The 21,743-nt window shown below is 66.6% G+C and carries 19 protein-coding genes and 1 tRNA gene; 18 read left to right on the top strand and 2 right to left on the bottom strand.

Annotated elements, in window-relative coordinates; all coding sequences use genetic code 11:
* Positions 1-164: 164 nt before the first annotated feature.
* Genes RIT73_RS02260 through RIT73_RS02250 form a run of 3 tightly spaced genes read left to right on the top strand, consistent with a single transcriptional unit; the run spans position 165 to position 2,118 of the window.
* Complete coding sequence (locus RIT73_RS02260) at positions 165-614, top strand: MaoC family dehydratase N-terminal domain-containing protein (protein WP_309130426.1); 450 nt, start codon at positions 165-167, stop codon at positions 612-614.
* Positions 611-1,048, top strand: coding sequence for a MaoC family dehydratase (locus RIT73_RS02255; RefSeq protein ID WP_309130425.1), 438 nt, complete (start codon positions 611-613; stop codon positions 1,046-1,048). The genes RIT73_RS02260 and RIT73_RS02255 overlap by 4 nt, the downstream gene beginning before the upstream one ends.
* Positions 1,045-2,118 (top strand): UDP-N-acetylmuramate dehydrogenase, encoded by a 1,074-nt coding sequence (locus RIT73_RS02250; protein WP_309130424.1) that lies wholly within the window; start codon positions 1,045-1,047, stop codon positions 2,116-2,118. The genes RIT73_RS02255 and RIT73_RS02250 overlap by 4 nt, the downstream gene beginning before the upstream one ends.
* A gap of 38 nt (positions 2,119-2,156) precedes the next feature.
* Here RIT73_RS02250 and RIT73_RS02245 read toward each other — a convergent pair whose 3' ends face one another.
* Entirely contained in the window at positions 2,157-3,179 is a 1,023-nt protein-coding gene (locus RIT73_RS02245) for an adenosine deaminase (RefSeq protein WP_309130423.1), read from the bottom strand.
* A gap of 91 nt (positions 3,180-3,270) precedes the next feature.
* Between RIT73_RS02245 and RIT73_RS02240 the strand changes: the two genes are divergently transcribed.
* The 13 genes from RIT73_RS02240 (at position 3,271) to RIT73_RS02180 (ending at position 16,050) form a co-directional block, all read left to right on the top strand.
* The gene (locus RIT73_RS02240; protein ID WP_309130422.1) at positions 3,271-4,917 is read left to right on the top strand and encodes a metallophosphoesterase; all 1,647 of its coding nucleotides are present in this window, start codon (positions 3,271-3,273) and stop codon (positions 4,915-4,917) included.
* Between the two features lie 140 nt (positions 4,918-5,057).
* A tRNA-Trp gene (locus RIT73_RS02235) sits at positions 5,058-5,130 on the top strand.
* 98 nt (positions 5,131-5,228) lie between these two features.
* Entirely contained in the window at positions 5,229-5,507 is a 279-nt protein-coding gene (secE, locus tag RIT73_RS02230; RefSeq protein ID WP_309130421.1) for a preprotein translocase subunit SecE, read from the top strand.
* A 171-nt stretch (positions 5,508-5,678) separates the two neighbouring features.
* Positions 5,679-6,584, top strand: a complete 906-nt coding sequence (gene nusG, locus RIT73_RS02225) for a transcription termination/antitermination protein NusG (RefSeq protein ID WP_309130420.1) — start codon at positions 5,679-5,681, stop codon at positions 6,582-6,584.
* Positions 6,585-6,803: 219 nt separating this feature from the next.
* A complete protein-coding gene (rplK, locus tag RIT73_RS02220) occupies positions 6,804-7,241 on the top strand; it encodes a 50S ribosomal protein L11 (protein ID WP_309130419.1) in 438 nt (145 codons plus the stop codon).
* 85 nt (positions 7,242-7,326) lie between these two features.
* A complete protein-coding gene (rplA, locus tag RIT73_RS02215) occupies positions 7,327-8,022 on the top strand; it encodes a 50S ribosomal protein L1 (protein WP_309130418.1) in 696 nt (231 codons plus the stop codon).
* A 122-nt stretch (positions 8,023-8,144) separates the two neighbouring features.
* Entirely contained in the window at positions 8,145-9,506 is a 1,362-nt protein-coding gene (locus RIT73_RS02210) for a GAF domain-containing protein (protein ID WP_309130417.1), read from the top strand.
* 88 nt (positions 9,507-9,594) lie between these two features.
* Positions 9,595-11,118: an aldehyde dehydrogenase family protein gene (locus RIT73_RS02205; protein ID WP_309130416.1), complete on the top strand. Its 1,524-nt coding sequence runs from the start codon at positions 9,595-9,597 to the stop codon at positions 11,116-11,118.
* 457 nt (positions 11,119-11,575) lie between these two features.
* Entirely contained in the window at positions 11,576-12,106 is a 531-nt protein-coding gene (gene rplJ, locus RIT73_RS02200; RefSeq protein WP_309130415.1) for a 50S ribosomal protein L10, read from the top strand.
* A gap of 57 nt (positions 12,107-12,163) precedes the next feature.
* The gene (gene rplL / locus RIT73_RS02195; RefSeq protein WP_309130414.1) at positions 12,164-12,547 is read left to right on the top strand and encodes a 50S ribosomal protein L7/L12; all 384 of its coding nucleotides are present in this window, start codon (positions 12,164-12,166) and stop codon (positions 12,545-12,547) included.
* Between the two features lie 141 nt (positions 12,548-12,688).
* Entirely contained in the window at positions 12,689-13,984 is a 1,296-nt protein-coding gene (locus tag RIT73_RS02190; protein WP_309130413.1) for a hypothetical protein, read from the top strand.
* On the top strand, positions 13,981-14,895 hold the full coding sequence (locus tag RIT73_RS02185; protein WP_309130412.1) for a hypothetical protein: 915 nt from the start codon (positions 13,981-13,983) through the stop codon (positions 14,893-14,895). The genes RIT73_RS02190 and RIT73_RS02185 overlap by 4 nt, the downstream gene beginning before the upstream one ends.
* A gap of 3 nt (positions 14,896-14,898) precedes the next feature.
* A complete protein-coding gene (locus RIT73_RS02180) occupies positions 14,899-16,050 on the top strand; it encodes a hypothetical protein (protein ID WP_309130411.1) in 1,152 nt (383 codons plus the stop codon).
* Here RIT73_RS02180 and RIT73_RS02175 read toward each other — a convergent pair.
* Positions 16,047-16,835 carry an MBL fold metallo-hydrolase gene (locus RIT73_RS02175; protein WP_309130410.1) on the bottom strand — a complete coding sequence of 263 codons (789 nt, stop codon included), beginning with the start codon at positions 16,833-16,835 and terminating at the stop codon, positions 16,047-16,049. The genes RIT73_RS02180 and RIT73_RS02175 overlap by 4 nt on opposite strands.
* Before the next feature lie 47 nt (positions 16,836-16,882).
* Between RIT73_RS02175 and RIT73_RS02170 the strand changes: the two genes are divergently transcribed.
* Positions 16,883-18,016, top strand: a complete 1,134-nt coding sequence (locus tag RIT73_RS02170) for a GNAT family N-acetyltransferase (protein WP_309130409.1) — start codon at positions 16,883-16,885, stop codon at positions 18,014-18,016.
* 132 nt (positions 18,017-18,148) lie between these two features.
* Entirely contained in the window at positions 18,149-21,688 is a 3,540-nt protein-coding gene (rpoB, locus tag RIT73_RS02165; RefSeq protein ID WP_375294967.1) for a DNA-directed RNA polymerase subunit beta, read from the top strand.
* Positions 21,689-21,743 lie beyond the last annotated feature (55 nt).

The following is a 21,743-nucleotide window of genomic DNA, read 5'->3' as shown; positions in this document are numbered from 1 at the left end:
TGCGGACCATGACACCTGGTGTTCTCCCGACCTCTGATCAGCACAGCTGCGGCCTGCGCCCGGCAGCGGTGGCGACCGCGCCCGGCAGTCGGCGCCGATTCCCGGGCGCGGGGGAGGGGCGGCTAGGCTTGGAGCCACCCAGATCTGCGAAGGAGAGTACGACGATGCCGGTGAACACGGACAAGCAGGGGGCCAGCTACTCCCTGCCTCGACCCTACGAAGTGTCGCGGGAGGCGATCGCGGAATTCGCGCACGCCACCGGAGCAGGCGCCAGCTGCCATTTCGACGCCGAGGCGGCCGCCGCCCTCGGCTACGCGGACGTCATCGCCCCGACCACCTTCGCCGTGATCATCGCGCAGAAGAGCGAATCCGCTTACATCACCGACCCGGAATCGGGCATCGACTTCTCCAAGGTCGTCCACGGCTCCGAGCAGTTCAGCTTCACCCGCCCCATCGTCGCCGGCGATCGGCTGAGGGCGACGACCCACGTCGACGGCGTGCGGGCAGCGGGCACCAACGCCATGATCACCACCCGCACGGAGATCACGGACGACGCCGAGGCGCCGGTGGTCACCGTGACCTCGACCATCGTCGTGAGAGGAGACGCCGCATGAATGACCTGACGACGCTGAGCGTCGGCGACACCATCCTCACCGAGGAGATCCCGCTGTCCCGCGCCTCCCTCATCGACTATGCCGCCGCCTCCGGCGACCACAACCCCATCCACTGGTCGGAGCGGTTCGCCACCGAAGTCGGGCTCGACGGGGTCATCGCGCACGGAATGCTCTCCATGGCGCTCGTCGTCGCCCCCATCGCCGACTGGCTCGGCGATCCCGGCGCGATCGTCGACTACCGCACCCGGTTCTCCGCCCCCGTGCTCGTCCCCGACGCCGAATCGGGCTCGCCCGCCACCCCCACCGCCTCGCTCACCCTCGAGGCGAAGATCGGCGCCGTCGACGCCGAGGCCGGCACCCTGCGCATCGACGCCACGGTGCGGGCAGGAGAGTCGGAAGTGCTCAGCCGCACACAGATTCGAGCCGCCCGGTGAGACTGGCCGAACTCACGACCTTCCACCTCGGCGGCCCGCCGCAGAGCCTCACCCCCGCGCGGACCCGCGGCGAGCTGATCGAGTTCTGCCGTGCCCACCCTCTCGGCCTGTCGACGCCGAGCGACACCGACGTGCTCTTCATCGGCGGCGGATCGAACCTGCTCATCTCCGATGCCGGCTTCGACGGACACGTGTGCCTCGTGGCCACCACCGGAGTCGTCGTCGAGGAGACCTCGGAGACCGAAGCCATCGTCACCGTGGAGGCGGGGGAGAACTGGGACGAGATCGTGGCGCTGACGCTGGCCCGCGGACTCAGCGGCCTCGAGGCCCTGTCCGGGATCCCCGGCTCGGTCGGTGCCACCCCGATCCAGAACGTCGGAGCCTACGGCACCGAGGTCGGAGAGCTCATCATCTCCATCGAGGTCTACGACCGGATCGCCGGTCAGGTGCGCACCCTGACCGCCGCCGAGCTGGAGTTCGGCTACCGCACCTCGGCGCTCAAGCGTGCTCAGCAGACCTCGGGCATGACTCAGTACCTGGTGCTCTCCGTGAGCTTCGGACTCCGCCGAGATGCGCAGTCGCTGCCGGTCCGCTACGCCCAGCTCGCCTCCGCATTGGACCTGGAGATCGGTCAGACGGCGCCCGCCTCCCTCGTCCGCGACACCGTGATCGCGCTCCGGAAGTCCAAGGGCATGGTGCTCGAGGAGGCGGACCACGACACCTGGTCGGCCGGGTCGTTCTTCACCAACCCCATCGTCTCCGACGCCGACGTCCTGCCCGTCGAGGCTCCCCGCTATCCCGTCATCGACCCCCTGAGCGGAGCGACGATCGAGGGGAAGACGAAGACCTCGGCCGCGTGGCTGATCGAGCACGCGGGATTCTCCAAGGGCCACAGCGTCGGTGAGGGCCGCGCGAGCCTGTCGACCAAGCACACGCTGGCGCTGACGAACCGCGGCCGGGCGAGCACCGAGGATGTGCTCGAACTCGCGCGCACGATCGTCGCCGGGGTCGAGGACAAATACGCCATCACCCTCGAACCCGAGCCGACGCTCATCGCCTGCTCACTCTGAGAGGGTCGCTGATCGGGTGCGCTCAGCGCCTGTCCGACTCAAGCGCCGGCGGTGCGCAGCCAGTCGTCGAGGTCCCGCCGTGCCCGGGCCCTGATGTCCCAGGGCGCGGCGGAGATGTCGAACGACTCCGAGGCCAGCCGGGCCAGATCGGACGGGCCCAGCCCCAGCCGTTGTGCGAACCGATACTGATCGGCCAGGCGCGATCGGAAGATGAGCGGGTCATCGGCCCCGAGCGCCACCTTCGCACCCGCCCTCATCAGAGCCGAGAGCGGCACCTCGGTGATGTCCGGGTACACGCCGAGGGACACGTTCGAGCCGGGACAGACCTCGAACCCGACGTCGGCCTCGACCAGTTCGGCGAGCAGCCGCGGATCCTCGACGGCGCGGACCCCGTGCCCGAGGCGGTGCGGATCCAGCGCCGCGACGACCTCGCGGATATGGGTGGGACCGAGAAGCTCGCCACCGTGAGGCACAGACCGCAGGCCGCCTCGGCGAGCGATGGCGAACGCGCGGGAGAACTCTGCTGTGACCCCGCGCCGCTCATCGTTGGACAGACCGAATCCGACCACGCTGCCCGGGCCCTCGCCGGCGAACCGAACGGCCAAGCGGGCCAGCGTCCGGGCATCGAGGGGATGGCGCGTGCGTGACGCGGCGACGATGATCGCCATCCCGAAATCGGCGTCGCTGACCGCGGCCGCCTCGTCGAGGATGATCTCCAGGCCCGGGGTGATGCCTCCGACGAACGGGGCATACGAGGTCGGGTCGACCTGCAGCTCGAGCCACCGAGAACCCTCCGCGCGATCGGCCGCGGCGGCCTCCCGGACCAGCCTGCGCATGACGTCCTCCCCGCGCACGACCCCGCGAGCCATGTCGTAGAGGCGCTGGAAGCGGAACCATCCGCGCTCGTCGGGGCTGAGGTCCAGAGGGGTGGAGCCCAGCAGCTGCTCGGGCATCGACACACCCGCCTCGGCGGCGAGCTCGCGCAACGTGTCGACGGCCATTGACCCGGTGAAGTGCAGGTGCAGGTGCGCTTTGGGCAGAGACTCGATGTGATCCGTCATCACTCCAACCTTAGCGGTCACGTCCCGGTGGACACGGTCACGTCCCGGACGGCATGGCCACGTCTCGAGCGACATCTCTAGAATGGCGCCCGTGTCGGTTCCACGGAGACTTTCAGCCCTGCTCGTCCTGCTCGCCACGACGGCCGTCATCAGCCTCCCCTGGGCGGTGCTGAGTGCGGAAGCCGATCTCACCTTCGGCCCGCACGAAGCGCATTACGAGGTCACCGCGGATTCGCGGCTGACGCTCGACTTCGGCCCCTTGGGCAAGCTGCTCCTGCCCGCCGAGAAGCATCTGCCGGCCGGTCTCGGGCTGGCGATCGAGGTCGGTGAGATCCCCGTCGCCGGGGATTCGGACAAGGAATCGCCGGCCGCCGCCTCCGAGCGTCGAACCGCGAAGGACGCCGGACCGGACGACCCGAGCGGAGGAACCCTCGACGCCCTCGGCGGCGACGTCGCCTCCTATGCGCTGCTCTTCTCCTCCCCGCAGACTCAGATCGACCAGATCGTCGAGGGGCTCACTCGCGATGTCCTCACCCGCTGGGCGTTGGCGGTGGCCGTCCTCAGCGGCGTCGGGGTGGCGCTCGCCTTCGCCTTCGGCCCCATCCGCCCCGGTGATGTCTGGCGGGTGCTGGCAGGCCGCGAGCTCATCGCGATCGGAGTCGTCACAGTCCTCGCCTTCGGAGGTCTCGGCGTCGCCGCCCTCAACCGGCCCGACCCGCTCGTGCCCGATCCTGCCTTCGCCGGGACTCCGCTCGAGGGCGGACAGCTCACCGGCCGCCTCGGCGGGGTGATCGACACGGGCGTCAAAGCGGTCGAGGACTTCGCCGCGAAGAACGACGAGTTCTACGGCGGGGCGATCACCGACCTCCACGCCCAATGGGACGAGCGACCGCTGACCGGCAACTGGTCGGCCCGCGGTCTGGTCCCCGGCCCCGACGCGACCTCGGGCGGAATCGGCGCGAACGTGTCGACCTTCGTCTTCGGATCCGACCTGCACTGCAACGTCGGGATGGCACAGGTGCTCGGCGAGGTCGTGTCCCTGTCCTACGCCGACGGCTACATCGACGGCGGCGACATCACGATGACCGGCACCTCGGCGGAGAACTACTGCTTCGACGTCCTCGACCAGGAGCTGCCCGAGGACCTGCCGAAGGTCGTGGTCAAGGGCAATCATGATTCGACCGAGACCACCGACCACGCCAAGAGCAGGGGATGGGAGGTGCTCGAGAACTCACGCGCCGAACTCGCGGGAGTGACGTTCTTCGGCGGACCGGACCCGCGGCGCACAGTCTTCGGCTCGGGACCGCAGCTCGAAACCGGTCTCACCGCCGATCAGTACGCGCAGAAGCTGCGCCAGGAGGCCTGTTCCACCGACTTCGACATCATGCTCATCCACGACGCCAGAATCGGCGCCCCCTCCCTGCGCGCCGGCTGTGCGGACTACACGCTGAGCGGGCACTGGCATCGTCGGGTCGGGCCCGAACCCTCGGGGCTCGGGGTGCGGTATGTGAGTTCGACGACGGGCGGTGCCCTGGCCGACTCCCTGACGCCCGGACCGCTGAAGATGGACGCCGAGCTCAGCGTCATCCGCATCGACGATCGGACGAAGCAGCCGATCGACATGCAGATCATCACGGTCGGACCCGATCGGAAGGTGACGGTGGGGCCCTGGATCCGGTTCCCGGAGCCGGTGCCGCTCGTGGCCCAGCCTCCCGAGGGGACCTCCGCGGCCGCCTGAACGGGCCTGTGACCAGGGCGGGGGAGTGCGATCTTCGACACGCTGGAGGCTTCGGTTCGACTAATCGCCGCCGGAGACGGTATGCTCGTTTCTCGTGGTTGGGCACGACTCGAGGAACTGAATCGAGAGTGTCGAATCGAAGGGGTGTGGCGCAATTGGTAGCGCAACGGTCTCCAAAACCGTAGGTTGCAGGTTCGAGTCCTGTCACCCCTGCGCAGTTGATCTTCGTCGAATCACATCGGCAAGACGCAGTCCTCGACTGGCTCGAAGCAATTGTGCAGTCCCCGTTGAACCCAACCGAGTGAGGATGTGTGAGCGACACACCGGCAAAGAAGACTGACGCCGCGCCCAAGAGCGCCGCCAGTCGCAGGCAGCTCGGATTCTTCGGACGGATCCTCCAGTTCTTCCGTGAGGTCATGGCGGAGCTGAAGAAGGTCGTCACTCCGACTCGCAAGCAGCTCGTCAACTACACCCTCGTCGTGCTCGGATTCATCCTGTTCATGATGCTGCTGGTGACGGCGCTCGATCTCGTGTTCGGCAAGCTCGTCGGATTCGTCTTCGCCGGGACTCCGATCTGGCCCCTGTGGTGACCTGCGCCGGACAGTGACCCGGCCGCTTCGGCTGTGACGTCCGGGCTCGGCTGCGACCTCGGGACTCGGCTGTGACCTCTCGACTCGGATACGATGTCTGACAACACCTGCACACTCTCACAACTCTCTTCTGTACGAGTTGTCCCTACACGCGAAGCGAGGAATTGATCGGTGTCGGAAACCAGTTCATCTGAACAGGAAACCCCTGAGACGGAGGACGTCACCGCCGAAGAGGCGAACGTTGCTCCAGCGACCACTGATGTCGAGGACGCGACCGAGAGCGCGGGCGCCGAAGCGGAGACCGCTGCACCAGCCGCAGACTCCGACGTCGACCCCGACTCCGAGTCCGTCGCCGAGACCGAATCCGGCGCCGACGTCGACCCCGACGCGAAGGCCGCCGACGACGCCGAGGCGGACTCCGCCGCCGATGCCGAGGGTGCCCCAGCGGACGAAGAGCCCGTTGACCCGGCCGAGGAATTCAAGTCGGAGCTGCGCATGCAGGAGGGTGACTGGTACGTCATCCACTCCTACGCCGGCTACGAGAACCGCGTGAAGCAGAACCTCGAGAACCGGGCCGTGAGCCTCAACCTCGAGGACTACATCTTCGAGATCCAGGTCCCGATGGAAGACGTCATCGAGATCAAGAACGGTCAGCGCAAGCAAGTTCGCCGCGTGCGCATCCCGGGTTACGTGCTCGTGCGGATGGAACTCACCGACGAGTCGTGGGGCGCGGTCCGCCACACCCCGGGTGTGACGGGATTCGTGGGCAACGCCTACGATCCGGTCCCGCTGTCGATCGACGAGGTCTTCACGATGCTCGCCCCCGTCTTCGAGGAGCGCCAGGCCGAAGCCGCCGCCACCGAGGGCGCTCGGGATCAGGCGGCCGCAGCGGCTCCCATCACCGAGGTGGAGTTCGAGATCGGCGAATCGGTGCTCGTCAAGGAGGGCTCCTTCGAGGGTCACCCGGCGACGATCCAGGAGATCCGTCCCGACTCGCAGAAGCTCACGGTTCTGCTGTCGATCTTCGAGCGCGACGTTCCCGTCGAGCTCGGCTTCGACCAGGTGTCCAAGCTCTGAGCACCACCCACTCTAGAACTTCGGCGACAGGGCCCGGCGGGAACGCCGGCCCTGTCGCCGTTCAGCCACCCACGTGACCCGCTTCACTGCGGTTTGCTCGCAAGCCTCAGCGCATGGAATACTGGTGTGGTTTGATTGTCGGCCTGAATCGGCAGGACCGGCTTCAAGCGACGTGTCGCAGCTTCGGGCACGTCACAACTTTTAGATTAAGGACCGTACATGCCTCCCAAGAAAAAGGTAGCCGGCCTCGTCAAGCTCCAGATTCAGGCAGGTGCCGCCAACCCGGCTCCTCCAATTGGTCCGGCGCTTGCCCAGCACGGCGTCAACATCATGGAATTCTGCAAGGCCTACAACGCCGCCACGGAATCCCAGCGCGGGAACATCGTTCCCGTCGAGATCACGGTGTACGAAGATCGTTCGTTCACCTTCGTTCTCAAGACCCCTCCGGCGGCCGAGCTGATCAAGAAGGCTGCAGGAGTGAAGTCGGGATCGGCCACTCCGCACACCGCCAAGGTCGCTCACCTGAGCGCCGAGCAGGTGCGTGAGATCGCCACCACGAAGATGCCCGACCTCAACGCCAACGACCTGGAACAGGCCGACCGCATCATCGCCGGCACCGCTCGCTCCATGGGCGTGACCACCGACATCAAGCTCTGAGAACACGGCACTCACGCCTGATTCCAGAGACACCACTGTGGCAGGGCTCGCGCGGCCCACACCACGACTGCAAGGAGAAGAGCAGATGGCAAAGCGTTCAAAGGCCTACCAGGCCGCGGCAGAGAAACTCGCCGCCGATGTGAAGTACGAACCGGCTCAGGCGATCGCCCTGGCCAAGGACACCAACGTGGCCAAGTACGACGCCACCGTTGAGGTCGCCCTCCGCCTGGGTGTTGACCCCCGCAAGGCGGACCAGATGGTGCGCGGCACCGTCAACCTTCCGCACGGTACCGGTAAGACCGCCCGGGTCCTGGTGTTCGCCGCCGGCGACCGTGCAGAGGCAGCTCGCGAAGCAGGTGCCGATTTCGTCGGTTCCGATGACCTGCTGGAGAAGGTGGCCAATGGCTTCACCGACTTCGACGCCGCTGTGGCGACCCCCGACATGATGGGCAAGGTCGGACGTCTGGGCAAGGTGCTGGGTCCCCGTGGCCTGATGCCCAACCCCAAGACCGGCACCGTGACCATGGATGTGGCCAAGGCCGTCACCGACATCAAGGGCGGAAAGATCGAATTCCGCGTCGACAAGCACTCCAACCTGCACTTCATCATCGGGAAGGTCTCCTTCTCCGAGCAGGCGCTGCAGGAGAACTTCGACGCCGCGATCGAGGAGATCCTCCGCCTCAAGCCCAGCTCCTCGAAGGGCCGCTACATCACCAAGGCGACCGTGACCACCTCGAACGGTCCCGGCGTCCCGGTCGATCACTCGTCGCTGCGCGTCTGATCGTCGCACCTGAGGTCCGCGTCTGACGCGGAACCTGTGAGAGCGGGTGGGAAGTGAGAACATCACTTCCCACCCGCTCTTCGTCGTCTCCCCTTGTGACCTGCGCCGCACCTCGATAGATTATGGACAGCACGACATCTCCCGTCGTGGACGACGCCGATGGAGGTGGGGGAGAGCTCGACATGAACCCGATGGCCCTCCTCGGCGACGACTACCAGCGCAGAGTCCGCCGCGCTCATGACAATCTCCACGACATCACCGCCTCACCCGACCCCAGCCTCGGCGTCCGGCCGTCCATCCTCGAATCCTGGGCTCGGTCGGTGTCCCATCTGCGGGATCCCGCCGCCGTGCGGACGCGGGTGAGATATCAGTCCGATGAGCTCGCCGAGGTGCGCCGGTCCCATCCGTTCCACACCGTCATGCCGCTGCTGCGCTCCCGGCTCATCGAACCTGCTGTCGATGCGGGCATGCTCGTCGCCCTCGGGGACGCCGAGGGGTGCCTGCTCTGGATCGAGGGCGAACGCACCGTGCGCAATCGCGCCGAGGCGATGGGCTTCCTCCCGGGCACCGACTGGTCCGAGGACACGATGGGAACCTCGGCCCCGGGGCTGGCGCTGCGGTCGGGCGCGCCGGTCCAGATCAGCCGGGCCGAGCACTTCGCCGCCGAGGTGCACTCCTGGAGCTGCAGCGCCGTCCCGGTGACCGACCCGACCACCGGCGAGGTGCTCGGCATCATCGATGTCACCGGCGGTGACGATGCGGTCTCCTCCCTGGTGATGCCGCTGTTGGCAGCGACGGCCCGCGCGGCGGGGGAGAGCCTGAGCAGGATCGGGAACTCCGAGCCCGGCCGGGGCCTGCGCAGGACGGCGGCCCCGGGGCCCACCTCGGCGGCGGTGCCGGCGTCTGCGACTCGACTGCAGGTGATGGGAGCGATGCCCTCGCTCACCGACGCCGACGGCACAAGACTGATCCTGACGAACCGGCATGCGGAGATCCTCCTGCTCCTCGAACTCCACCCGCACGGCATCACCGGTGGCGGGCTGGTCGAGCAGCTGTGGTCGGCCGGGGGCAGCGAGGTCACGGTGCGGGCGGAGCTGGCGCGTTTGCGCCGGGCGATCTCAACCATGCCGTCCGTGGGCGTCGAAGCCCGGCCCTATCGGATCCGCGGCCGGCTCGACAGCGACCTGACCCGGACCCGCCGGGCCTTGGAGCTCGGCGACATCGACACCGCACTCGAGCTCTGCCGAGGATCGGTGCTTCCCGGTACGGAGGCACCCGGGATCCTTCAGGTGCGGGCCGAGATCGAAGCTCTGCTGCGCCAGACCCTGCTCGAGCACGGCACCTGGCAGCAGCTGTGGCGCTACACGAGCCTCGACATCGCCCGCGACGACGCTGAGGCGCTCATGACGCTGCTGCGCCTGGCGCCGGCCGAGGCCCCCGAACGCAACGCGGTCGTCGTCCGCCTGGAGGCGCTCGGCCGCTGATGCAACCATGATGCAACGTTGCACTCGCTAGCGTGAGACCGAACGGAGAGATGACTCCGGTCACAGAGGACGCAGCAAAGGAGTTGCAATGACTGTATACGCACAGCCCGGCCAGGACGGTTCGCTCGTCAGCTTCAAGTCCCGCTATGAGAACTGGATCGGCGGCGAGTGGGTGGCGCCGGCCCAGGGCAACTACTTCGAGAATCCCAGCCCGGTGACCGGCCGTCCGTTCACGGAGATCCCCGCCAGCACCGCCGAGGACATCGAGACGGCCCTCGACGCCGCCCATGCCGCAGCACCGGGGTGGGGGAAGACGTCGGTCGCCGAGAGAGCACTGATCATCAACCGGATCGCCGACCGGATGGAGGAGAACCTCGAGATGCTCGCGGTCGCCGAGACCTGGGACAACGGCAAGGCGGTTCGCGAAACCCTCAACGCCGACCTGCCACTGGCGATCGACCACTTCCGCTACTTCGCCGCGGCGATTCGGGCGCAGGAGGGGAGCCTGTCCCAGATCGACGAAGACACCGTGGCCTACCACTTCCATGAGCCCCTCGGCGTGGTCGGACAGATCATCCCGTGGAACTTCCCGCTGCTCATGGCCACCTGGAAGCTCGCCCCCGCGCTGGCCGCAGGCAACGCCGTCGTGCTCAAGCCCGCTGAGCAGACTCCGGCCTCGATCCTCGTCCTCGCCGAGCTCGTCGGCGATCTGCTTCCGCCCGGCGTCCTCAACATCGTCAACGGCTTCGGCCCCGAGGCAGGGAAGCCGCTGGCCTCGAATCGGCGCATCTCGAAGATCGCCTTCACCGGCGAGACCACGACGGGCCGGCTGATCATGCAGTACGCCTCGCAGAACATCATCCCGGTGACGCTGGAGCTGGGCGGCAAGAGCCCCAACATCTTCTTCGAGGACGTGATGAGCGCCGACGACGCCTACTGGGACAAGACGCAGGAGGGCTTCACCCTCTTCGCGCTCAACCAGGGCGAGGTCTGCACCTGCCCGTCGCGCGCACTGATCCAGGAGTCCATCGCCGATGACTTCCTCGAGGCAGCCGTGGCCCGGACCGAGAAGATCGTGCAGGGCAACCCGCTCGACACGGACACGATGATGGGCGCACAGGCCTCGAACGATCAGTACGAGAAGATCATGTCCTACCTCGACATCGGCAGGCAGGAGGGCGCCGAGGTGCTCACCGGCGGTGCGGGTGCCGAGCTCGACGGCGACCTGTCCGGCGGCTACTACGTCCAGCCCACGATCTTCAAGGGCCACAACCGGATGCGGATCTTCCAGGAGGAGATCTTCGGCCCCGTCGTGTCGGTGACGACCTTCAGCGACTACGACGACGCACTGTCGATCGCCAACGACACTCTCTACGGCCTGGGCGCCGGGGTGTGGAGCCGCAACGGCGGCATCGCCTACCGGGCAGGGCGCGACATCCAGGCCGGACGCGTGTGGGTGAACAACTACCACTCCTACCCGGCCCATGCCGCCTTCGGCGGGTACAAGGCCTCGGGCATCGGGCGGGAGAACCACAAGATGATGCTCGACCACTACCAGCAGACGAAGAACCTGCTCGTCAGCTACTCGGACAAGGCACTCGGATTCTTCTGAGCCCGGTCCGGCGGACTGTGCCGCCTTCGGCGCTGTCCACGAGCGCCCCACTCCACCACGAGCGCCCCGCTCCACCACGAGCGCCCCACTTGCAGCCGGTGTGAAGTGTCGGGGCATTCGTGGCCAGGTGGGGCGCTCGCGCATTCGGCACCGGATGCGGGGCCTCCGGGAGCGTGGCCAAGGTCTCCGCGGGGTCCGCGCTCCCGATTGGACGCGCCTGGGCCTCGGCGGCTAAGCTGGAATCACCCAAGACCGTCGGTCTCCACGGGTCCATCAAGATTCGCAATCGGATCCTGCTGCTCGTGGACGAAGACTCCGCAAGGAGTGACCTGCGCAGGTGAGCTGAAGATTCGTCTTCGTCGGACATTCGTGTTCTCGATGAGCGTTCTGCGCCTACCTGCGTGGAGCGCTCTTTTTGGTGTCGGGACACGATCGGCGCCTGTACGAAAGGAATACCATGGCGAGGCCAGACAAGGCAGCCGCAGTGAAGGAGCTCAAGCAGCAGTTTGAGTCCTCCGACGCTGTATTGCTGACCGAGTACCGCGGTCTCACCGTTGCGCAGATGAAAGAACTGCGCAGTGCACTCGGTGAGAACGTCAGCTACGCCGTGGTAAAGAATACGCTTACTGCCATTGCAGCCAAAGAAGCCGGAATCAACGATCTCGATGAGCACCTGACGGGGCCCACCGCGATCGCATTCGTCAACGGTGAACCACCAGAGGCTGCGAAGGCATTGCGTGACTTTGCCAAGGCGAATGCTCAGCTCGTTGTGAAGGGTGGCTACTACGATGGCGCCGTTCTCAGTGCTGAGCATGTCAACCAACTTGCCGACCTCGAATCCCGCGAAGTGCTGCTTGCAAAGGCAGCTGGTGCCATGAAGGCAAGCCTCCACCAGGCGGCTTACCTCTTCACCGCTCCGCTGGTCAAGGCCGCTCGCACCGTCGATGCCCTCCGCGAAAAGCAGGACGACGCTCCTGCCGACGCCTGAGCATCACCCCAACAAACCGGTCACCGATCGTGACCACCACAGGAAGGACTGGCCACCATGGCTAAGCTCACCACCGACGAGCTCATCGAAGCGTTCAAAGAGCTCACTCTGATCGAACTCTCCGAGTTCGTCAAGACCTTCGAAGAGGTCTTCGAAGTCGAAGCAGCCGCACCTGCTGCCGTTGCTGTCGCCGCCCCTGCCGGTGGCGCCGCCGAAGCTGCTGAAGAGCAGACCGAATTCGACGTCGTGCTCGAATCGGCCGGCGAGAAGAAGGTTCCCGTCATCAAGGAAGTTCGTGGACTCACCTCCCTCGGACTGAAGGAAGCCAAGGACCTCGTCGACTCGGCTCCGGCTGCCATCCTGGAAGGCGTTTCCAAGGAAGCTGCCGACAAGGCCAAGGAAACCCTCGAGGGCGCAGGCGCAACCGTCACCCTCAAGTGATGACCTCTGCCGCAGCCTAGCGCTCGGCACAGTGAAGAACCCCGCAGTTCAGCTGCGGGGTTCTTTCGTGTTCCCGATCCGGAACGCCCGTTCCGGCTCCTCGCGAGATCGCAGGGTCGGCTCTCATATTATGATGGGGCGGTGAATGCGACGACGGGGCGAACCCAGGCAGAGCTGCTTGAGCGGTTGGCGACTCGTCTGCAGGCGTCCTGGGAACGCGATCCGCTGTTCATCGATCCGAACGTCACCCCTGGCCTCACGCCCAAGCAGATGACTGCACTGCGGCGGGCATCCGCCGACGCAGTCGAACCCGGGCTGCCCCACTTCATCGCCATCGTCCCGACCCTGCCGATCCCTGCTCGCAGCTCCGACGGTTGGACCCGGTTCACCGCCGATCTCGCCTACACGATGCATGAGAAGACCGGTGCCGATCGGACTCTCGTCGTCTTCACCGAGGCGGAGAGCGCTGCCCGGACTCTGGCCTACCTCGTCGACGACAATGGACCCTCCATTCCGACCGGATCGGATCAGCTGCAGCGCTCGGCCTCCGGGGACTTCCTGCCCGTCGAACTAGCCGTGCCCCATCACCTCGGCGTGCTGCTGGCCACGGCGAAGGGGAACGAGCCGCCACCACCGCCCGATTTCAATCCGCCGGACGTGGGCGAGGGCGACGACGACTACATCGAGGCCATGGGCCTCGACAACGGCGATCCCGACGCCCTCGTCTTCGCCGCCACCGCCGTCGCCGCCGCCGGACTGGGCGCCTGGCTGCTGCGGCGCCGGACGAAGTACGAATGGCGCACAACGCTGACGACCGCACCCGAACTCACCCGGGCGCACAATCTGATCCGCAGGTGCGAGCGTTCGCTCAGTGAGCTGCCGGAGCCGGTGACGGACGACGAGGCGCAGTGGTCGCTGTTCGATCGAGGACGGCGAGTGCAGAATGCGATTGCGGCGATCATCGAGACCCACCCGGGATGGGCGAGCGACCCCGACTTCTCCCACCGGCACGCCATCCATTCCCTCACCCGCACGGACGCCTGGGTGCGGAGGAGCCTGGGGGCCGCCTCGGCGAGACTGGCTGCCGCTTCGGTGCGACTGACTGCCGCCTCTGCGAAGCGGAGGGCCGACGAGGCGGGCGGAGAGCCGCAGTTCTGCTTCTTCTTCCCCTCCCACGACCGCGACATCGAACCCTTCGCCTGGACACAGGGCAGGACCACCCTGACCGTGCGGCTGTGTGCGGACTGCCGCCGTGACCTCAACGCCGGGCACGAACCGGAGTGCCTCATGGTGCCGAAGAACACGGGAGTCAGGAAGGCTCGCCCCATTCCGTACTTCCAACGACACGACGCCTATGCGCTGTCCGGGTTCGGCAGCTTCGCCGCCCTCGAGGACGCAGTCGCCGAGTACGGTGCGCCGGGATCGGGGCAGCGATGACCGGCCGCCGACCACTCACCCGAAGCGCCCCGGGCCGAGCCGCGGACAAGACCGCCCCGGGCAGAGCTGCCGGCGGCAAGGGCAGCCGCCACCCGGGCTGGATCCGCATCGGCATCTCGATTGTCGTCTTCGCAGGCGTCGCCGCCGGCTCCACCGCCTACAGCGCCTCCCTGTTCGAGGAGGCGAAGCAGGAGCGCATTGCGGTCGAGGAGAGCGACGACGTCCTCGTCGATTCGATCTACTCCGACTGCATCGAAAGCCAATACGATCCTGATTACGACCGCAGCCGATACCAGCAGATCGCCGAGACCTTCGACGGTGACGTCATCCACGTCGACGAATACCTCGCGTTCGAGATGGTCGATGCCGACCTCGACGCGATCCGCGAGGAGGTCGCAGGGCTCGACGTGCCCATCTACGTCGCCTTCGTCGCCAGCTCCGAGGTCGACGACGCCGATGGGGACCTCGACCTCATCGGCGCCCGCATCGCCGCAGAGCTCGACGACGAGCAGGCGACCGTGCTCACCATCGGCAGCGTCAGCGAGGGACTGGGTCACCGGGGCGTGGTGCGCCGCGTCGAGGAGCGCCCCGACCTCGGGGAGATCAACGAACCCTACTCCGCGACGGGGCTGGCCTGGGTCCGCGCACTGAAGGAGGCCGAGACCTACGAGGGCGGGCTGGTCGGCAGCTCCATCGTCGACGAGAACGGCGATCCCATCGTGGTCAATGAGAACACGGACCCGAACCCCCGCGTCCTCGACTACCCAACGGGCTCGGCAGTCGCCGGAACGAGCTTCGGGCTCATCATCGGCCTGCTCATCACCGGAACCGGTGCGTACATCATCGCCGCCATCCGGCACCGCCGTGAAGGTCTTCGCGGCACCACGCCGACCACGAACCGAAAGGGCTGAGAAGTGGACGCACAATCCATCGCCGAGGGGCTGAAGGCCGACCCGTTCCACGTCGATCCGGCCGTTGCGGGCCAGCTCGACGCGCGCCTGCTGGAGACCGCGAAGACGAAGGCCGAGAGCCTCGACTTCGACGTCTACGTCATCGCCGTGCCCGATGAGCACATCGATCGGGACCTGCTCGAGCAGATCAAGGTCTTCAACGGCGGCGAGGGCTCCTTCATCATGATCAACGGCACGTCCGACCTCGCCGTCGATGTGCACTTCGAGGACCAGCACGAACTCCAGATGCAGGTGATGGAGCAGATGTCCGTCGGCTATGACACATGGAGCCACTCGACCCCGTCACTGACGAAGCTCAACATGCTCCTCGACCTCTACGCCGACCCGCAGACCGCTCCGGACGATCTCCCGGGTGCGACCGTGGAGGAGGTCGGGCAGGGCGAGGTCGTCCAGGACACGTCGGGCAGCTTCGCCCCGCTGTTCCTCGGCGGCGCGATCCTCGTCCTCGCGCTCGTCATCGCCGGCGTATTCCTCCTGCGGAACCTGCGGGAGAGGAGGGCGCAGGCGCGCCGGCAGCAGGCGTTCGCGCTGCCCGGCGATCTTCTCCACAAGGTCGACTCGCTCCAGCGCAGGTCCCTGCGGGAGAGCATCCACGCCGACACGACGACCATCGCCTCCAAGCTGGATCGGCTGCGTCTGCGCACCCTCGACGAGGAGGATGCCGCCCGGGTCTCGCGGGCGCTCGACGCGTACCAATGGGCACGGACGATCGTCGACGACGAGTCGGCGAACCGCCTCGACCTCGCCGGAGCGATGGTGCTGCTGCGGCAGGCAGGACGGGAGATCGCCGAGGTGGGGGAGCACCGGAGGAAGCGCGGAGCCAGGGCCGGGCTCCCGCAGAGCCTGTGCACCGTCAACCCACTGCACGGGGAGGCCCGGACCACCGCGCGCGTCGACGCCGATGGACAGAGCGTGCGCGTCCCCGTGTGCGCCGACTGTGCCGGCGACCTGCGCGCCGGGCATCAGCTGCAGTGGATCTTCGACGGGAACAAGCCCTACGTCGAGGGCACGAGCATCTGGTCGCAGACGCTGTTCGGCGTCATCGGCGGGGACCTTGTCACCGCCCTCCAGCGGCAGCGGCCCGAACAGGTCTAGGGCAGCCGCAGTGCGCACTCCCGCGGGAACGTCCGGTCATGCTCACCGGGCATCGACCGGGCAGGCAGAGCCACCTCGGCGTCGGAGGACATCGTGCGATAGCCCTCGAGGTCCGCGCACTGCCGGGCCACGAAGTCCCGGTCGACCGGCACCCCGTGCCCGGGCACGAACACTGTCGCCTCGTCGAACGCCAGGAGCGTCTGGAGGCTGCGCACCCATTCGCCCAGCGCAGCATCGCTGCCGGCCTGCGGGGGATCGCCCTCCTCCACCAGGTCGCCCGTGAAGACGACCCCGAGGTCGGGCAGGCGGATCACGACATCGACCGTGGAATGTCCGCCGAGGACGTGGAATTCGACCGGGCAGTCCCCGAGGTCGAGCTCGGCCTCCTCCACCGGCGTCACCTCGACGAGGAGGTCACCGGGGTCCTCGGGCAGCTCACGGGCGAACTCGGAGGTCTCGGGGGCGCTGCGGATCGCATCGAGCGCGATCCACGCGGTGGCCTCCTGATCGGCGGCGAACGAGGTGGAGGCGTAGAAGGTCTCGGCACCCTCGGCGACGAGGGAGGCATTGCCGAAGAAGTGGTCCCAATGGTCATGGGTGGTGACGACGTCGATGGGGTTGGGACGGCCGTTGGCCTCCTCGCTCAGCGCCGCCGCGCGGTGCGCCAGCACCCTGGCCGTGTTCGGTCCCGGGCCGGCATCGACGATCAGGCTGCGCCGGCTGCCTGTCACGATCGAGCAGTTGACCCCGGCGGGGTTGAGACTGAGAACATTCACCTTCGCCATGACTGGAGTCTAAACTGTGGACGATCCCTTCCACCGCAAGGACGGCCATGGACCTCACCCACCCGGACCTCGCCCACCCGGACATCGCCCACCCGGACATCGCCCACCCGGACATCGCCCACCTGGACATCGCCCGGGTCCGTGCCGGCGCGCTCGACCCAGCTCGGATCGTGACCTTCATCGACGAAGTCCTCGAGTTCGACGCCAGGGAGAACGCGGCATCGGGACTCGGACCCGACTTCGACCCGCTGCCGAGCCGGGTGCGGCAGGAGTTCCTCACCGCTACCGAGTACACGACGCGCGAATTCTGGGTCGGTCGCCTCGGCGGGGAGATCGTCGCAAGGGGGATCGCCCACCTGAGTCTGCATGACAACGTGGACCAGGCCGAGATCTGGCTGGCCGTGGATCCCCGGCTTCGTCGGTGCGGGCTGGGCACAGCGCTGCTCGAGCGGATGGAGGCGGACCTGGCCGCGGACGGTCGGACGCAGCTGCGCAGCTTCAACGAGATCGCCGTCGCCGCCTGTGCGTCCGAGCGGCGGAGCCCGCACCTGGCTGCCGCCTCCGGAGCGGGCAGCCTGCCTGCCGCCCTGCCCGCGGTGGAGTTCCTCAGCCGGCGCGGCTTCGCCCTCCAGCAGGTCGAACGCTGCTCACGAGCCGAGACCGCAGTCGCCACGCAGATCGACATCGGCCGACTCGCTGCGGCTTATGCGGTCGTGACCTGGACCGGGGCGACGCCCGAGGAGCACCTGGACGGGATGGCCGATCTGCACCAGCGGATGTCGACGGACGCCCCGGGCGCGGCGGAGCTGATGGAGGAGGAGACCTGGGACGCCGATCGGGTGCGTCAGCTCGACGCGGAGCGGATCGGGGCAGGGGAGACCATGCACACCGCGCTCGCCCTGTGCGGGCGGGAAGCGGTCGGGTTCACGGAGGTCAGCGAACCGACGGACCGAACTGAGGCGGGATGGCAGGGGGCGACCCTCGTGGCCGCGGAGCATCGCGGTCACCGCCTCGGGGCGCATCTGAAGATCGCCAACCACCGGGCACTGGCGCAACGGTCCGCGGTGCGGCGCGTCTACACCTGGAATGCGGTGGAGAATTCGTGGATGCTGGCGATCAACGGCCTGGCCGGATTCGTCACTCACGCCTGGACCGGGTTGTGGACGAAACGCCTTGCATGACTTGACGAGATGCTATAGGCTTGTTATTTGCGTTGCTCTGTCTGTGGCGTGCCTTCATATAGCGGGGGGCACTTCAATTCCACTCAAGTGAACCACGTTGTCGCCCAGTGTTGAAATCCGACACACCAGCGGATGTGGACCTTCGGGTGGGGAGTCGACGCGTTTAATGGTGAAGCACTCGGAAGGATCCCATTGGCCGCCGCCAACGATAACACCAGGACCGCTAACCCCCCCAAGAGAATCTCCTTCGCGAAGATTCGCGAACCGCTCGAGGTTCCCGATCTGCTCGGACTGCAGACTGATAGCTTCGATTGGCTGATCGGCTCAGAAGCGTGGCAGGATCGCGTGGCCGAAGCCATCGAAATCGGAGACGATTCCGTGGCCACCACCTCCGGCCTCGAGGACATCTTCGAAGAGATCTCACCGATCGAGGACTTCAGCGGATCGATGTCGCTGTCGTTCCGGGAGCACCGCTTCGAAGCTCCCAAGTACTCGATCGACGAGTGCAAAGAGCGCGACATGACCTATTCGGCGCCGCTGTACGTCACCGCCGAATTCATGAACAACAACACCGGTGAGATCAAGAGCCAGACGGTCTTCATGGGCGATTTCCCCCTGATGACCGACAAGGGCACCTTCATCGTCAACGGCACCGAGCGTGTCGTCGTCTCGCAGCTCGTGCGATCGCCCGGCGCCTACTTCGAGTCCAGCGTGGACAAGACCACCGACAAGGACATCTTCACCGCGAAGATCATCCCCTCCCGTGGTGCCTGGCTGGAGTTCGAGGTCGACAAGCGCGACCAGGTCGGTGTGCGCCTCGACCGCAAGCGCAAACAGTCCGTGACTGTGCTGCTCAAGGCCCTGGGCTGGACCGAGGCGAAGATCCTCGAGGAGTTCGGCGAGTTCGAATCCATCCGCGAGACGATGGCCAAGGACACCGTCTCCACGCAGGACGAAGCGCTGCTCGACATCTACAAGAAGCTGCGCCCGGCAGAGCCTGCGACCGCTGAGGCGGCCCGCAACCTGCTCAACAACCTGTACTTCAACCCCAAGCGCTACGACCTGGCCAAGGTCGGACGCTACAAGGTCAACCGCAAGCTCGGCGTCGATGCGCCGCTGAGCGACTCGGTGCTGTCCGTCGATGACGTCGCCGCGACCATCCGCTACCTCGTCTCCCTGCACGCGGGCAACGAGACCATGCCCGGAGTCCGCGACGGCGAGAAGATCGATCTGCGGGTCAAGCTCGACGACATCGACCACTTCGGCAACCGCCGCATCCGCGCGGTGGGTGAGCTCATCGAGAACCAGGTCCGGACCGGTCTGTCCCGCATGGAGCGCGTCGTCCGCGAGCGGATGACCACTCAGGACGTCGAGGCGATCACCCCGCAGACCCTGATCAACATCCGCCCCGTGGTGGCCGCGATCAAGGAGTTCTTCGGAACCTCGCAGCTGAGCCAGTTCATGGATCAGAACAACCCGCTCGCGGGTCTGACCCACAAGCGTCGTCTCTCCGCGCTGGGACCGGGAGGTCTCTCCCGTGACCGCGCCGCGATGGAAGTCCGCGACGTCCACCCCTCGCACTACGGTCGTATGTGCCCCATTGAAACCCCTGAAGGCCCGAACATCGGCCTCATCGGTTCGCTGGCCTCCTACGCCCGCATCAACCCGTTCGGCTTCATCGAGACTCCGTACCGCAAGGTCGTCGACGGAGTCGTCACCGATGAGACCGAATACCTCACCGCTGATGACGAGCTCGAGTACAACATCGCGCAGGCCAACGCGCCGTTGACCGATGATCAGCGCTTCGCCGAGGAGGAAGTCCTCGCCCGACCCAAGGGCGGCGGCGGCGAAGCCGAGCTGGTGCTCCGCGACCAGATCGACTTCATGGACGTCTCCGCACGTCAGATGGTGTCGGTTGCCTCGGCTCTGATTCCGTTCCTCGAGCACGACGACGCCAACCGCGCCCTCATGGGTGCGAACATGCAGCGTCAGGCCGTGCCTCTGGTGATGTCCGAGTCCCCGGTCGTGGGCACCGGCATGGAATACCGTGCCGCCGTCGACGCCGGTGACGTGATCGTGGCAGAGAAGGCCGGTGTCGTCACCGAGGTGTCCGCCGACTACGTCACCGTGCTCGCCGACGACGGAACGATGCAGACCTACCGGGCGGCGAAGTTCAAGCGCTCGAACCACGGCACCTCGTACAACCAGCGGATCATCGTCGACGAAGGCGATCGCGTCGAGACCGGCGCGGTGCTGGCCGACGGGCCCTCGACCCAGAACGGTGAGATGGCCCTGGGCAAGAACCTCCTCGTGGCGTTCATGTCCTGGGAAGGCTACAACTTCGAGGATGCGATCATCCTCTCCCAGCGTCTGGTCCAGGACGACGTCCTGTCCTCGATCCACATCGAGGAGCACGAGGTCGACGCCCGCGACACCAAGCTCGGCGCCGAGGAGATCACCCGGGACATCCCGAACATCTCCCCGGACGCATTGGCCGACCTCGACGATCGCGGCATCATCCGCATCGGCGCCGAGGTCACCGACGGCGACATCCTCGTCGGCAAGGTCACCCCGAAGGGTGAGACCGAGCTGACCCCGGAGGAGCGACTGCTGCGGGCGATCTTCGGTGAGAAGTCCCGTGAGGTCCGCGACACCTCGCTGCGCGTGCCCCACGGTGAGATCGGCACCGTCATCGGTGTGCGCGTCTTCGACCGCGAGGACGACGACGAGCTCTCGCCCGGCGTCAACCAGATGGTCCGCGTCTACGTCGCCCAGCGACGCAAGATCACCATCGGTGACAAGATGGCCGGCCGACACGGCAACAAGGGTGTCATCTCCACCATCCTGCCGGTCGAGGACATGCCGTTCCTCGCCGACGGAACCCCTGTCGACGTCATCCTCAACCCGCACGGTGTTCCCCGTCGTATGAACATCGGACAGGTCTTCGAGATCCACCTCGGGTGGGTCTCCAAGCAGGGCTGGAAGATCGAGGGCAACCCCGAGTGGGCGGAAGAGCTTCCCGAGCTCGCTCGCGAAGCGGAAGCCGGCACCAACCTGGCGACCCCGGTCTTCGACGGTGCGCACGAGCAGGAGCTGCGCGGACTGCTGGATTCGACGAACCCGAACCGCGATGGGGATCGACTCATCGACTCCTCGGGCAAGGCCCAGCTGTTCGACGGTCGCTCCGGTGAGCCGTTCCCGTACCCGATCTCGGTCGGTTACATGTACATGCTCAAGCTCCACCACCTCGTCGACGACAAGATCCACGCGCGTTCGACCGGACCGTACTCGATGATCACCCAGCAGCCGCTCGGTGGTAAGGCGCAGTTCGGTGGTCAGCGCTTCGGTGAAATGGAAGTGTGGGCCCTCGAGGCCTACGGCGCGGCGTACACGCTGCAGGAACTGCTGACGATCAAGTCCGATGACATTCCGGGCCGCGTCAAGGTCTACGAAGCCATCGTCAAGGGTGAGAACCTGCCCGATCCGGGAATCCCCGAATCCTTCAAGGTCCTCATCAAGGAAATGCAGTCCCTGTGCCTCAACGTCGAAGTTCTGTCTTCGGACGGAGGACAGGTCGAGATGCGCGACTCGGAGGACGAAGTCTACCGGGCCGCTGAGGAACTCGGCATCGACCTGTCCCACCGCGAAGCCCAGACCGTGGAAGAAGTCTGAGGACTTCCGCTTCAACCGACACAACTTTTTGATGAACTTCTCGTTCATCGCCAGG

The sequence above is a fragment of the Brevibacterium sp. genome (assembly GCF_031179145.1).
Classification (GTDB): Bacteria; Actinomycetota; Actinomycetes; order Actinomycetales; family Brevibacteriaceae; genus Brevibacterium.
The sequence above is the reverse complement of the archived record's forward strand: the minus strand, read 5'-3'. Positions and strand labels throughout refer to the sequence as shown.